Annotated in this window: 13 protein-coding genes; 9 read left to right on the top strand and 4 right to left on the bottom strand. The window is 41.1% G+C overall.

Annotated elements, in window-relative coordinates; all coding sequences use genetic code 11:
- The first annotated feature begins 4 nt into the window (after positions 1-4).
- From AC1DYB_RS21125 to AC1DYB_RS21100, 6 genes are all read left to right on the top strand, one after another.
- Positions 5-1,609: a complex I subunit 4 family protein gene (locus AC1DYB_RS21125; RefSeq protein ID WP_477437759.1), complete on the top strand. Its 1,605-nt coding sequence runs from the start codon at positions 5-7 to the stop codon at positions 1,607-1,609.
- Between the two features lie 4 nt (positions 1,610-1,613).
- On the top strand, positions 1,614-3,113 hold the full coding sequence (locus tag AC1DYB_RS21120; protein WP_477437757.1) for an NADH-quinone oxidoreductase subunit N: 1,500 nt from the start codon (positions 1,614-1,616) through the stop codon (positions 3,111-3,113).
- A gap of 107 nt (positions 3,114-3,220) precedes the next feature.
- A complete protein-coding gene (locus tag AC1DYB_RS21115) occupies positions 3,221-4,528 on the top strand; it encodes an ammonium transporter (protein WP_477437755.1) in 1,308 nt (435 codons plus the stop codon).
- A gap of 263 nt (positions 4,529-4,791) precedes the next feature.
- On the top strand, positions 4,792-5,418 hold the full coding sequence (locus tag AC1DYB_RS21110) for an alpha-ketoglutarate-dependent dioxygenase AlkB family protein (RefSeq protein ID WP_477437752.1): 627 nt from the start codon (positions 4,792-4,794) through the stop codon (positions 5,416-5,418).
- 307 nt (positions 5,419-5,725) lie between these two features.
- A complete protein-coding gene (locus AC1DYB_RS21105) occupies positions 5,726-7,633 on the top strand; it encodes an amidophosphoribosyltransferase (protein ID WP_295720886.1) in 1,908 nt (635 codons plus the stop codon).
- 125 nt (positions 7,634-7,758) lie between these two features.
- The gene (locus AC1DYB_RS21100) at positions 7,759-8,250 is read left to right on the top strand and encodes a hypothetical protein (RefSeq protein WP_477437750.1); all 492 of its coding nucleotides are present in this window, start codon (positions 7,759-7,761) and stop codon (positions 8,248-8,250) included.
- Positions 8,251-8,285: 35 nt separating this feature from the next.
- On the opposite strand, the gene AC1DYB_RS21095 is transcribed toward AC1DYB_RS21100, so the two are convergent.
- Entirely contained in the window at positions 8,286-8,942 is a 657-nt protein-coding gene (locus AC1DYB_RS21095; RefSeq protein WP_295720884.1) for a LysE family translocator, read from the bottom strand.
- 167 nt (positions 8,943-9,109) lie between these two features.
- Between AC1DYB_RS21095 and AC1DYB_RS21090 the strand changes: the two genes are divergently transcribed.
- Both AC1DYB_RS21090 and AC1DYB_RS21085 read left to right on the top strand, forming a co-directional pair.
- A complete protein-coding gene (locus tag AC1DYB_RS21090) occupies positions 9,110-10,783 on the top strand; it encodes an MFS transporter (RefSeq protein ID WP_477437748.1) in 1,674 nt (557 codons plus the stop codon).
- A 91-nt stretch (positions 10,784-10,874) separates the two neighbouring features.
- The gene (locus tag AC1DYB_RS21085) at positions 10,875-11,345 is read left to right on the top strand and encodes a deoxycytidylate deaminase (RefSeq protein ID WP_295720882.1); all 471 of its coding nucleotides are present in this window, start codon (positions 10,875-10,877) and stop codon (positions 11,343-11,345) included.
- Positions 11,346-11,392: 47 nt separating this feature from the next.
- Here the strand turns inward: AC1DYB_RS21085 and cmk are convergent, their stop codons facing one another.
- Positions 11,393-12,070 (bottom strand): (d)CMP kinase, encoded by a 678-nt coding sequence (cmk, locus tag AC1DYB_RS21080; protein WP_477437746.1) that lies wholly within the window; start codon positions 12,068-12,070, stop codon positions 11,393-11,395.
- Positions 12,071-12,199: 129 nt separating this feature from the next.
- On the opposite strand from cmk, the gene arfB reads away from it, so the two are divergent.
- Positions 12,200-12,610 carry an alternative ribosome rescue aminoacyl-tRNA hydrolase ArfB gene (arfB, locus tag AC1DYB_RS21075; protein WP_295720880.1) on the top strand — a complete coding sequence of 137 codons (411 nt, stop codon included), beginning with the start codon at positions 12,200-12,202 and terminating at the stop codon, positions 12,608-12,610.
- A gap of 212 nt (positions 12,611-12,822) precedes the next feature.
- On the opposite strand, the gene AC1DYB_RS21070 is transcribed toward arfB, so the two are convergent.
- Positions 12,823-13,776, bottom strand: coding sequence for a lipid A deacylase LpxR family protein (locus tag AC1DYB_RS21070; protein ID WP_477437743.1), 954 nt, complete (start codon positions 13,774-13,776; stop codon positions 12,823-12,825).
- 143 nt (positions 13,777-13,919) lie between these two features.
- Entirely contained in the window at positions 13,920-14,522 is a 603-nt protein-coding gene (locus tag AC1DYB_RS21065; protein ID WP_477392812.1) for a hypothetical protein, read from the bottom strand.
- Positions 14,523-14,677: the final 155 nt, after the last annotated feature.

Genomic DNA, 14,677 nt, shown 5'->3' with positions numbered 1-14,677 from the left:
CCTGATGAATATATTAACCTTACTCATATTTATACCTGTACTGTTCGGCTTTATCATCATGCTGCTGCCCTCATCCATGAGGAACAGTTTTAAATATATCACGCTGCTTGCTACGCTGGTACAATTGGGTATTAGTATCTGGATATACCTTAACTTTAAAACAGGCGCAGGCCATGGCGGTATTAACCATGAAGAGCAGTTTCAGTTTGTCCAAAAACTTCCCTGGATAGGTCTTAACCTAGGCAGCATGGGCAAAATGCAGATAGATTATTTTGTAGGGATCGATGGTATCTCCATTACCTTATTGGTCATGACCTCGCTGGTATTGGTGATCGCTTCTTTGGCCTCGTGGGAGATCAAGAGTAATTTAAAGGGGTTCTTCCTCTTGTTTTTATTGCTGGATATGGCCGTTATCGGGGTGTTTTGCGCTTTAGATTTCTTCCTGTTCTATATGTTTTATGAACTGATGCTGTTACCCCTATATTTCCTTATCGGGATGTGGGGTGGCGCGCGCAGGGAATACGCGGCAATTAAGTTTTTCCTTTACACATTGTTTGGTTCTGTATTTATGCTGCTGGTGATGGTTGGGTTATACCTATCCGTTACAGACCCTGCCACAGGTAACCATACCTTCAACATAGTACAAATGATGAACCCGGCCAATTACAGCGCACAGTCGGTATTCTCTTTAGCGGGGCATCAAACCATATTGGGTATGCCTGCACGTACGGTTGGTTTTGTGGTGCTGTTCATCGCGTTTGCTATTAAGGTGCCGGTAGTGCCATTACATACCTGGCTGCCAGATGCGCACGTGGAAGCGCCAACACCGGTATCTATCATACTGGCTGGTATCCTGCTCAAAATAGGAGGTTACGGTATCATCCGTATCTGTATGGGAATTTTCCCTGATGTGGCCACAACTCATGCATTCTGGCTTGGATTGCTTGGGGTGATCTCTATTTTATATGGCGCCTTTAACGCTTTGGCCCAACGGGATCTGAAACGGATGATCGCCTATTCCTCCGTATCGCACATGGGGTTTGTACTATTGGGCATCGCTTCACAGACAGCCGAAGGTATCAGTGGCTCGGTGATGCAGATGGTGAGCCATGGGTTTTTATCAACCATGCTGTTCTTCCTGGTAGGGGTTATCTACAACCGGGTACATGACAGGGATATTTATCATTTCCGTGGGTTAGGTACTATGATGCCAAAATATACCGCCTTTGTAATGATCGCTTTTTTTGCATCACTGGGTTTGCCGGGTTTCTCGGCATTTGTGGCCGAGGCGTTTACTTTAGCCGGGGTATTCAAATCGCATGCGGTTAATGGTTTATTACCTTATTGGATGGCGGTTTGTGGTACCTTAGGAATATTTTTAAGCGCGGCTTATTTCTTATGGACCTTGCAGCGCATGTTTTTTGGGCAGCAATCATTAAAAGGCGGCAGCGTTTGGAAAACCGCCCTTACGGATTTGAACCTGCGCGAAAAGCTAACACTTGCACCACTGGCATTAATAGCCCTGGTATTGGGTATTATGCCATCATTGGTTTTTGATAAAATCAATGATTCGGTACTGGCATTGATACAATTTTTACAAGCTAAATAAAGTAATGCACGATCTGCTACCGCACATATCCGAACAGTTAACCGAGGTTTTTGGGAGTATAACCTATTTTATACCCGAGGCTTTCCTGGCCCTGCTGTTCCTGGTGGTTATGATAACCGATGTGTTATTTGGTAAAAGATCAGCCGGCCTTTGCCGTACCGTGGCTTGCGCAGGTATCCTGGTGGTGATATTCAAAGATCTGCAGCAATTTGCATTGATATTAGATGGGCAGCATTTTATATTCAGCAATATGCTGCTGCTCAGTCGCAGTGGTATATTGTTTAAACTGGTGATTGATTTACTGGCATTCATTATCCTGTTGTATTTTACATGGGATGAAAAAATAAACTCGCATCAAAAAGGATTGTCAGATCTTTATTCTATCACTATAGCTTCTATACTGGGTTTACATTTAATGGTGATGGCTGTAAACCTCTTGTCGATTTACCTCGCTATCGAGATGGTTTCTATTGCATCATACCTGATGGTAGCTTATCGCTCGGAGAACGCTTTCAGTACCGAGGCCGGGTTAAAATACGTATTGTTTGGGGCAGCATCTTCGGCGATTATGCTGTACGGAATTTCGTTACTTTATGGGTTCAGTGGCTCGCTGGATATTGTTTTTCAGTCAACCATTATAGGGCTTGCAAAGGTTAATCCAATAAGCGCCGTCTTTGCTGTGATATTGGTACTGGTAGGCATAGGCTTTAAACTCTCTTTTGTTCCAGTGCATTTTTGGGTGCCCGATGTATATGAGGGAGCACCAACCCCGGTTACTGCTTACCTTTCAACCTTACCCAAAATTGCCGCTTTTGCGTTGCTGGTTAATTTTTTGGCGCCTTTAATGGTTTGGAGTAATGGAATAGGTTTTGATCTGGGAATTGTATTGTCCATAGTTGGTATTATCAGCATGATAGCGGGTAACTTTGCGGCGGTAATGCAAACCAATATTAAACGGATGCTGGCATACTCCAGCATAGGGCATACCGGCTTTGCTTTGATGGCTGTGGTGATCCTTAACCTTCAGGGCTTATCTGCATTAACTTATTACCTGCTGGTTTACGCCCTGGCAAATATTGGCGCGTTAGCACTGGCCTCATACTTTAGCAACGTTGCCAATGCAGAAGGTTTAGATGATTATAAAGGACTTGGTTTAAAATATCCAATAGCATCTGTTTGTTTTACCATTATACTGATATCGCTAACAGGCTTGCCTGTTTCTGCAGGGTTTACAGGTAAAATATTTGTTTTTTCGGCAGTGTATAGTGTTTATCAGCAAACCCATAGTATCTGGTTGATGCTGCTGATGGCTACCGGAGCTTTAACCACAGTTGTCTCCTTGTTTTACTATATAAAAATCCCCCTGAATTTATTTTTAAAACGATCAGAAAATCAGGATATTGTATATAAAAAATCCTATAATTTATTGGTTTTAGCTATAATTATAAGTTTTGTGCTGATTTTGTTGGGTATTTTCCCTGATTTTGTGCTTAAGTATCTATAATGACGATTTTTTATTGTCTATTTAATAAAAAATTAACATTAACTTCGTTTTATTAAGCAAAAAGTATTAATTTCAGGCCGTTTTAAAATCAGTTCTATAATTTTTGCATGAAGCGGTATATTCCTTTCTTAATTATACTTATAATTCTAACACTAACATTTATTTTCCCATCTGTTGAGTTTAAGAATTCTGGGGATCCTCATTTTAATACAGGTGATATTGCCTGGATGCTGATGTCAACCGCGCTTGTTTTGATCATGACGCCGGGCCTTGCCTTTTTTTATGGCGGTATGGTTAACAAAAAGAACGTCATCTCCACCATGCTGCAAAGTATTGTTTGTATGGTTATCATCACTGTTTTATGGGGCATATTTGGTTTTAGTTTGGCCTTTGGCGAGAGCTTTCATGGCTTTATAGGCAACCCGATGACTTATTTCATGATGAAAGGCATGTTGGGCAATGCAACCTGGAAAGCCGCTCCAACTATTCCTTTGCTCTTATTTGCCATGTACCAGTTAAAATTCGCGATAATAACCCCTGCGCTTATTACAGGTGCTTTTGCTGAGCGGATCCGTTTTAACTCTTATATCATTTTCCTTGTATTGTTCTCCATCTTTATATTCTCGCCATTGGCACATTGTACCTGGCACCCTGATGGCATTTTGGCCAAATTGGGTGTGCTTGATTTTGCCGGTGGAACTGTGGTGCACATGTCGGCCGGATGGGCTGCTTTAGCCTCTGCCTTATACTTAAAACGTCGTAACGAAGCCAACCATTCACCTGCCCGTATCACTTACGTGATGATAGGTACAGGGCTTTTGTGGTTTGGGTGGTTTGGGTTTAATGCAGGCTCTGCCTTTGGCGCAAACGCTTTGGCTGTAACCGCCCTGGCTACAAGCACAACGGCATCAGCCGCGGGTGGTATCACCTGGATATTTTTTGATATGCTGCGTGGCCGTAAGCCATCTGCTATGGGTACCTGTATCGGTGCCGTAGTAGGCTTGGTAGCTATTACTCCGGCAGCAGGCTATGTAACAGTACCACATTCGCTGGCGATAGGTATCATATCAGCCGTTGTGAGCAACCTGGTTGTGGAGTGGCGTACACGCACCTCCATTGATGATACGCTTGATGTATTCCCTTGCCATGGGGTAGGTGGTATGGTAGGCATGCTGCTTACCGGTGTTTTTGCCAATCAGCATGTAAATGCAGGTAATACTACAGGTAACGGCCTGTTTTTTGGCGAAACGCATCTGTTTTTGGTGCAACTTATCGCGCTTATCGGGGTATCTATATTTTCGTTCTTCGGCTCTCTTTTATTGTTAAAAATAACAGATATGATATCACCATTGAGGGTATCGGCAGAAGATGAGGTGCTTGGGCTGGACATCAGTCAGCACGGCGAAAAACTTTAATCATGAATTTCAAACCAAATCAATAAACCTAAGGTCCGGCTGAGAAGCCGGATTTTTTTTTGCCAAAAAGGGGAGTAAGGAGTAAGGATGAAAGGACAGAAGATGTTCGGACGAAAGGCCGGCGAAAAAAAATGTGATGAGTTTTGGTATGAGGTTAAACAGTTTTCATTTTCTTTTGTCTAATTTTTAAATGGGGACAAGCAGTATGTCAATTTTTCTTTTGTCTTGTTTTCGAGGTCTTGAATTGTGACTCTTTTTTAAAAATGGATTTTTTTGCAGATAATCAGTTAGGGATATTTGATACCGGCCGTCAAAATATTTTGCCGTTTGATGGAGAGGCCTATCTGTATCCTAATTTTTATGAGGAAGATGGTGTTTACGAGTTATTTGAGCAGCTGAAACATACCATTCTTTGGAAGCAGGATAAAATGAAGATTCATGGCAAAATGGTGAACTTTCCCCGGCTCACTTCCTGGTATGCCGATAACGGGCAAACTTACACCTACTCTGGCGTTGTGAATATTCCTATTCCATTTACGCCCTTGCTAAAAATGATAAAGGTGGCTGCCGAGCAGCTTTGCGACAAACAATTTAACTCGGCCCTGCTTAATTATTACCGCAACGGCGAGGATAGTATGGGCTGGCACAGCGACGATGAACGGGAGTTAAGCGGAAACCCGGTTATTGCCTCGGCCTCATTCGGGGCCACGCGCACTTTTCAATTTAAACATAAACTGCAAAAAAACGTTAAAGTATCTGTTGCCTTAAATAACGGAAGTTTGCTTATTATGCAGGGCGCTACCCAGCACAACTGGCTGCACCAGGTACCTAAAACTGCCAAACAGCCTGGCCCGCGAATAAACATTACATTTAGGGATATTAGGTTTTAGATGTGCAGATGGTGGATTTCAGATGTGCAGATTTTAGATTTCAGATGTGCAGATACTAGATGTGTAGATGATGGATTTTAGACGTGCGGATTTTAGATCTCAGATGGGCCGATGTTGGGTTTGAGATTTTATTATGGTTTTTTGATTTTACCTGTGGGCTGGAAAAGTCAGCAATTCTTCGATTGAGAAGCTGGCAGCTATGGAAAAATCAATTACAAATTAAAAGATGTTTAAACTACTATTTAATGACAAATGATGTTACCAAAAATCCATTAAAAATGATACCTTTGCAGCCTCATTCCGAATCATGAGCGATCAGATTAAACATGAATGCGGTGTGGCATTTATCCGCTTATTAAAGCCACTATCTTATTATCAGAAAAAGTACGGAACTGCGCTGTACGGCCTGAACAAGCTTTACCTTTTAATGGAGAAACAACATAACCGCGGCCAGGATGGCGCTGGTGTTGCAACCATTAAATTAGATATTGCCCCGGGCAAGCGGTACATCAGTCGGCACCGATCAATGGCTTCAAATGCCGTTGCTGATATCTTTGAATACATCCAGAAGAAATTCGCGGATATTCAGAAAGAAACTCCCGAAAAAATGCTTGATGCCGAATGGCTGAAGGAACACGTGAGCTTTACAGGCGAAGTTTTATTGGGGCACCTGCGATATGGTACCCACGGTAAAAACAGCATTGAAAGCTGCCACCCGTTTCTGAGGCAGAACAATTGGCAAACCAGGAATTTGGTTATTGCAGGTAACTTCAACATGACAAATGTTGATGAGTTATTGCAGCAGCTTTATGACCTGGGGCAGCACCCTAAGGAACAAGCCGATACCATTACAGTGCTCGAAAAGATGGGGCACTTTATTGATACGGAGAACCAAGGGTTGTTTGACCAGTACAAGCGTGAAGGTTTGGACGATAACATGGAGATCAGCAAGCTGATAGCCAATGATATGGATGTTGCCAAAATTCTTCGCAAATCGGCCAAAAACTGGGATGGTGGTTATACCATTGCGGGGATATTGGGCCATGGAGATGCCTTTGTGATGCGCGATCCGGTTGGTATCAGGCCAGCGTTTTATTATTACAATGATGAGATAGTTGTTGCCGCTTCAGAGCGCCCTGCTATCCAAACAGCGTTTAATATTCCTATCGAGGAAATCAGGGAGATAAAACCAGGTCATGCGCTTATCGTTAAAAAGAACGGTAAGATAACCGAGGATATGTTTAGCGAGCCAAAAGAAAAGAAAGCCTGCTCATTTGAGCGGATCTACTTTTCACGTGGCAGCGATGCATCCATCTACCGTGAGCGTAAGCAATTAGGCAGATTACTATGCCCGCAGATATTGAACGCGGTTAACCATGATATTAAAAACACCGTATTTTCATACATTCCTAACACAGCCGAAGTTGCTTTTTATGGCATGGTTGAAGGTGTACATAAATACGTTAAAAAATACCAGCGCGACAGGCTACTGAACCGCGAGGACAAGATAAGTGAAGAGGAGTTAACCGAAGTATTACAGCTTGCGCCAAGGGTGGAGAAAATTGCCATTAAGGATGTTAAGCTGCGTACCTTTATTACCCAGGATGCAGACCGTAGTGAAATGGTTGCCCACGTTTATGATACCACTTATGGTTTGATAAAAAAGGGTTCAGATACATTGGTTGTGCTTGATGATTCCATTGTAAGGGGTACTACACTTAAACAAAGCATCCTGAAAATTCTGGATAGACTTGGGCCTACAAAGGTTGTTGTTGTATCATCTGCCCCGCAGATCCGTTATCCGGATTGCTATGGTATTGATATGTCACGCATGGGTGAGTTTGTTGCTTTTGAAGCTGCCATCAGCCTGTTAAAGGAAATGGGCAGGGAAGATATTATTCTTGACGTTTACCAGAAATGTAAGGATAGTATTAAGCTGCCGAAAGAGAAGGTTCAAAACCATGTTAAGGCGATATATGAACTGTTTACCGATCAGCAGGTATCTGACCGTATAGCACAGATCATTACTCCAAAAGAAATAAAATGTAAGGTTGAGGTGATTTACCAAACCTTAGATAACCTGCATATTGCCTGCCCTGATCATACAGGCGACTGGTATTTTAGTGGTGATTATCCAACCCCGGGTGGTAACAAAGTAGTTAATCGTGCTTTTGTTAACTGGATGGAAGGTAAGAATCAAAGAGCTTATATGTAAAAGTTACAGTCCCTGAAGGGAAGTAAAAATATAAAGGCGATGAGTTTATACTTATCGCCTTTTTTGTTGGCCGCGTTACAGCGTGATTATATATATTGCCCGTTATTTACTGAGTTAAGTTTTTAATGAAATCAAAATTTAGATTTACTGCCTACCTACTAAGCCTTTTGGGAACAGGGTTTACAGTTATGGTGCTTATGGTGTTATCTGGAAATGCACTCAATCCAACAATCAGTTTAATTCCATTTATATTGTTTTGCTCGTTTTTTGCCTTCGTATGGATTTGGCTGATTTTTGGTGAATTACGGACAAAGGCTATAAGTATTGAAATAGAAGACCGAACTTTTGTTATAAAAAGGTATCTGGGTTTGGGCACGAGCAGACGCTTTGATTTGGATGATATCTCCGGGTTTAAAACATCGATCTTATCATCAAAAAGCGGTAGTTATGAGTACCTATATTTGATGGTGGGCGTCAAGAAAGTTGCTAAGCTTTCCATGTTCTATCATAGTAATTACAAAGAGTTAAAGCGGTACATCGTCTCTATGAATATTAAAAATATTGGTTTCGAACGTTTTAGTAATCGGCAGGAACTTAAAGATATTTTTAGTAACTGAGGTCCCCGCTACCGGCACTAACATCGAGCAACAGATTAGGATGCCGATGGTGCTGCGAAAATAAAGTGGGTTACCAGTTTGTCAATCAATACCAAGGATGCTATAATGAGGGCAATACCTGCCAGCTCATTAAGGCGGTGTACCAGCTTCACAGAGATCTTATCCCGGAGTTTGTTGGCATAAAAAGCTTTAGTGGTATCCATGCCAAACTGTACTGTAAGGATGGTTAAAAACATGATTGCGATGTGGAATGACCGATGAGGCGCACCAACGTGAAATGTAGTACTGGCAGCACCTATAACTACCGTCCAGTGTATTAAAAGGGTAGGGTTAAAAATACACATCAGGAAGCCCTTAAAAAAGTAACCTGCTTTATCAATTCCCGATGGTACTTTGTTGCCGTAATTGATCTCGGCCTTTTTGAACATATAATAAACACCTACCGAAAAAAGGATGACGGCGCCACCTATCCCGGCTATAGTTTTGGTATGCTCAGATATATCTACATATTGAGAACCGAATAATATACCACCTACAAAAACCACATCGCTGCATACTACACCGAGGGCAAGGGCGAAACCTGCATGAAAACCTTTTTCAATGCTGGTTTTTATAAGAGCAAAAAAGACCGGGCCAGTAATAAACGTCAACACTAATCCAAACCCAATTCCCGAAATAATGGCTTCTATCATTAATTTAGGCTATGTTCATTTTTGAACACTGCGAATATGCAATTTTATCTTTTAAACAACGAAACTTAAAATTGTGATTTATTTAATTAAAAATAATATAGCCAGTTTTACAAAAAATCAATTATGTTTATCGATTCAAAATCTATTCTGTATAACCTAATTTAAAAATGGAACAAAACAATGCTAAAAGTTACAGCTCGGCACTTTATACGCTGATAACTGTATTTTTCTTCTGGGGCTTTTTAGCCGCTTCAAATGGCGTATTTATACCTTTTTGTAAAGAACATTTTCATCTAACTCAATTTGAATCCCAGTTGATTGATTTTACATTCTATGGTGGTTATTTCATTGGTTCATTGATCCTGTATTTTGCTTCATCTATCAGCAAGATTGATATCATGAATAAAATGGGTTATAAAAATGGTATCATATTGGGCTTGATAGTTTCGGCACTTGGAGCTATAGGTATGATCCCTGCAATAGCGTCGGGTTCATTTGGTTTAATATTAACAGTGTTTTTTATTATAGCCATAGGCTTTTCACTTCAACAAACAGCGGCAAATCCTTTCGTGGTTGCTTTAGGTCCGCCAGAAACTGGTTCAAACCGTTTGAATTTTGCAGGTAGTATCAATAATATAGGTGGTTTGTTAGGGCCGGTAGTTGTTGGTATTATTTTATTCGGTTCGGCTTCAGCTAAAATAGACGCGAAAGATGTTCAGATATCATCAGTAAACAACCTTTATTACATGCTTGCTGGTTTATTTATTGCAGTTGCTATATTCTTCTGGTTCTCTAATTTACCAAAGGTTACCAGCGACGAAAAAATAGAGTCAAGCAGTAAGGCGAATACTCCGCTTTTAATTATGTTTTTGGCCTTCTTGTTAATCCTGGCCGCTGACCCATTAAGCGCTTATCTTAACAAGTTATTATCTTCTGACGGAAAGAAAATAGCTGATATCATAAAAAGTCAGTATTTTGTTTATGCATCCCTGGCAATTATTGTACTTACGTTGGTAGGTACCATATTTGCTGCCAAAAGAAATAAAGAAGGCTGGGGTGCCATGCAGTATCCTCAATTGATTTTAGGTATGCTTGCTATATTTACTTATGTAGGTACCGAGGTAACTATTCAAAGTAATATGGGCTCTTTATTAAAAACGCCGGAATTTGGTTCCTATCATGAATCGGATATTGCGCCATACATTTCTTTGTATTGGGGTAGTTTAATGATTGGCCGTTTTGCAGGTGCAATAGGCGCATTTAATCTTTCAAAAACTGTTAAATATATATTGTATATCCTTGTACCATTTGTGGCCTTTGGTATCGTTTTGTTGGTAAATGCTGCTACTGGTGTAAATGTGAGTAACCTTTACGGCTATGCCGCATGCGTGGGTATTCTTATCGTAGCATTTTTCATAGGGAAGCAAAAACCTACACGCACATTGGCTGTTTTGGGCTTATTGGGTGTGGCCTTTATGTTAACGGGTCTTGCAACTACAGGTAAAGTTGCTACATTTTCTTTTATTAGTGGAGGCTTATGCTGCTCTATTATGTGGCCGTCAATTTTCTCTTTATCAATTACTGGTTTGGGAAAATATACCAGTCAGGGTTCAGCTTTCTTAATTATGATGATCCTTGGTGGATCTATCATACCTCCATTACAGGGTAAAGTTGCCGACGGCAGTAACAATGTTATAGCTGGTATGAGTGGTATTCACTTCTCTTATATAGTACCCGTAATAGGCTTTGCATATCTTGCTTATTTTGCATGGAAGGTAAGCCGTGAACTACGCCACCAGGGTATCGATCTTGACCATGTTGAAGTAGCCGCAGGGCACTAATATTTTTTTTACACATTAAGTTATTGGGCCATTAAGTCATTTAAAAATGAAGTAATGGCCCAGTAATATTTATGGCCTAATTGCTTTTATTATGAAACCAAGCTTCGATTCAATTTTTATGAACCTGGCAAACGACCTGGCTAAGCGCTCACACTGCGTTAAAGCCCATGTAGGAGCCGTTTTAACCCGGGATACCCGTATTATATCCATAGGCTATAACGGGCCGCCAGCGGGTACGCATAACTGCGATGAGGAGTGGCCGGAAAAAGGATGCGCCCGTGATTCAAAAGGGAGTTGCTCCCTTGCCCTGCATGCCGAAGAAAATGCCATACTGTATGCTGTAAAAAACGGAGCCAGGCTTGAGGGTGCTACACTGTATACTACGCTATCGCCATGTATAGCTTGTGCACGGCTTATTTTTTCGGCCGGTATAACACAGGTTTATTTTGATAAATCATATGCAGAGTACAAAGGGCTGCAAAGCGATGAGGGGGTTGATTTTTTAAACCGGTTTGGGGTGCCCACCGTAAAGATGGGTGGTTTAAAATCAGCGTTGGAATAATAGCAAATACGGAGCAGGGATATTAAAATTCTGACAACATCATTCCGCTAATCAGCTAAAAAAGGCTCGATATGGCTCAGTGCAAATAGTAATTGCTCATCGGGGCTAAGATCGGTATTATCTAAAATAATAGCGTCGTGGGCGCGTACCAGGGGGCTTTCCTCGCGGGTGGTATCCTGGTAATCTCTGTGTGCAAGATTATCAAATACCTCTTCTAAAGTTATATTGGGGTTTGTAGGCAAAAGCTCCTTATAACGTCTCTCGGCACGTATTTTAGGATCGGCCGTCATAAACAGTTTTATCTGCGCATTTGGGAATACAACGGTGCCAATATCGCGGCCATCCATAACAATGTTTTTTGATTTGCCCAAACGTTGCTGTTGCTTAACCATGGCAACACGCACTTCATGTAGGGTTGCTATGGCACTTACTTTGTCGGCTACATGCATCTGCCGGATTTCATCAGATACTTCCTCATCATTAAGTGTAATGTGGCTTTGGTAATCGCGCGAATGAAAACTAAGGTGGATGTTTTTCAATGCTTCCGCAATTTTATCATGGTCTTGCAAATCAATATTATTACGCAAAAAGTATAGTGCCACTGCACGGTACATTGCACCGCTATCTACATAAATAAAATGAAGTTTTTTTGCCAAAGCTTTTGCTAAAGTGCTTTTGCCGCAAGATGAATAACCATCAATTGCTACTACGATATTGTTGCTCATAAGAGCCGCTAAAGTACAAATTATTGTTGTTGATTGGACGATTAAGTTGATTAATGAGCCGTTGATAAAGTTGGATATACATATCCAATCAACTGCTTCACCATTCACCAAAAACACTACTTTTGAAAAATGAATCTGAATAAAGCCGATCTGCAAAAAGTAATTACCTATAAAACATCAAGAAGCGGTGGAAAAGGAGGACAAAACGTAAACAAGGTATCAAGCAAGGTGGAGCTTTTGTTTGATGTGGCCGGTTCTGAACTGTTTACTGATGAGGAAAAATTGTTGCTTGCCGATAAGTTACAAAACAGGCTCAATAAGGATGGCCTTGTCCAGGTAATTTGTGATGAGGAACGCAGTCAGTATCTCAACAAAGAAAAAGCCATTGAAAGGCTGATAGCGCTCCTGGGGCGGGCATTACAGGTACAAAAGGTGCGTAAGCCCACCAAAGTAAGTAAAGCCGCTAAAGCGGCCCGTTTAGATAGTAAAAAGAAACAATCAGTGAAAAAGGAAAACCGACGAACTGATCATGATGATTAATGATGCTTTTTAGATGTGCAGATTTCAAATTTCAGATTATTGTCTGAACCGGGATTAAGCAGATTTATCGGATTTTAGGATTTTAATTTCCCGTATCCGGTATCGATAGGATTTCTTAATCTGAATTTAAAAATCATTTACAGACCCGCACATTTGCAATGAGACAATCAAAAATCATCTGCACATCTGCACTTTTTAAATCTGCACATCTATTATTTGAATCTATAAACTCCGGTTACAGCCGCCCATTGGTGAGATTGATGCATTGTTTTTACTTCGCGGGTATGGAAGATAGCAGCCACATCAAATGTAAAACGGCTGGTACTAAAAGCCACGCCAACCTGTTGACTAAATACAAATGAGTTTTTAGGTTTTGTTATTTCCTGGCTGTTTGAATTGTTATTGCTGAACAGCCCACCCTGTATGGTTGCATCGTAAACAACCGCGTTTGCCTGGGGTTTGTAGTAAAAAAATATTTCGTGTTTATGCAATAAACCTGTTTGTTCAGTTGCAGAAACGGTACTTTGTGTACTTACCGAATTAAATAGCTGGTTAAAATTACCCAATCGGATGAGGGGGCCTGCACCGGCACCTGTAAAACCAGTACCCAAATTGGCGTAACTGGCCAGGCTTAAATCAACCCATGATGCACGGGCCAGCAATTTATTGTATTCGGCAGATAGGTTGAGCTCAACATCATTTTTGATCTGGTATTGCCAGCCGTTTAATGTATAAAAACCAAATGTATTGTGGATTAGCTTTTGAACGGGTTCGCCACCTGCTGCCGGGCCAACTAAGCCGAGCTGTGCACCTAATTTAAGGGTGCTTTCGTTTTTGTATAATAAATTAAGGGTTGTACCCAAATAACTATATGCGGCAAAAGGCCTGTCTACATCATTAGCATCGCGTACATAACCCGATTGCGCATTAAACATTTTCTGCCCTAACTCAATCCCTAAAACTTTATTTTGAAGATTGCTGCCATCCCCGGTTTTTAATGCCTGGCGGTAATAAAAGTAAATTCCGTTAGTGTAATACCTGTCAGATCCCTGCCCCAAATAGGAGTCGTTATCTGATTGTATCCCAAATTCGTGGCCACGTGTCTGGGCAAATACACCAATACTACCTAACAGGCATACCAGTGTTATAAATAGCTTATTTAACATTTAGGGTATAAAATATATCAGCGACTAATATAAAAAAATTGAGTTGATTTATAATAGCCGCTGCCGGGCATATAAAATAAAAAAGGGTCGCCAGAAGTTTTTATTCATCCGGAAACCCTTTTATGTGATGAGGTTGTATGAAATTATTTAAAGGTATAACCCACGCTTACACCGCCTGCAGCTATAATGCCTTCGTCATAAAATATCGGAACGAAGCCAATTCTGAGATTAATTCCTTTTTGTTGGGGCTGGTAACGATAACCAATTGTGGCTGTACCAATAAAGCCGGTAACCCTGTCAAAAATGAAGGTTTTGCCTTTGTTGTCTCCGTACGAGTTTAAGAAGGTAGTGCCCGCGCCTAACTCAAGCAAACTAGAGCCATTACCTGCCAGGTAATTTACTTGTATTGGAACAGTAAATACATTATTACCGCCCGATGCGAAATAACCCGCACCAATCCGGTAACCAAAACCATTGCGCCTGTGACCAAAACGAGCATCATAATTAATGGTAAGCGCGAGGCCGGGACCGCCTACTTCAAAATAAACGGATTGAGCTTTGTTACCAGTTTGTTCAGTTGATTCAACCTTGGTAGAATCAATGACAACAGACTTTGTTGCCGTGGGATGTGCCTTCTTTTTAACTGTATCCTGCATGTTGGGCTCTACAATTTGAGCCGAGGAGCTAAAGCGGGATAATAAGAGCAGCGATAAGATAATAGTGTTTAGTGTAAAAAATTTCTTCATTCTTTAGGTGTATTGAATTAATATACAATTCAAACACGTATTACGCTGATGGGTTACAAAAGGTTTCAAACAGATGTTTTCAGGATTGCGAAACCGGCGTACAAAGGATAAAATGCATTGGAGAATACTGCCTGAACCGGCTGAAGCCAGGTGTC

The organism is Mucilaginibacter sp. P2_A4 (assembly GCF_056405015.1).
Note: the sequence above shows the minus strand (reverse complement) of the source record. Positions and strands in the feature narration are given on the sequence as shown.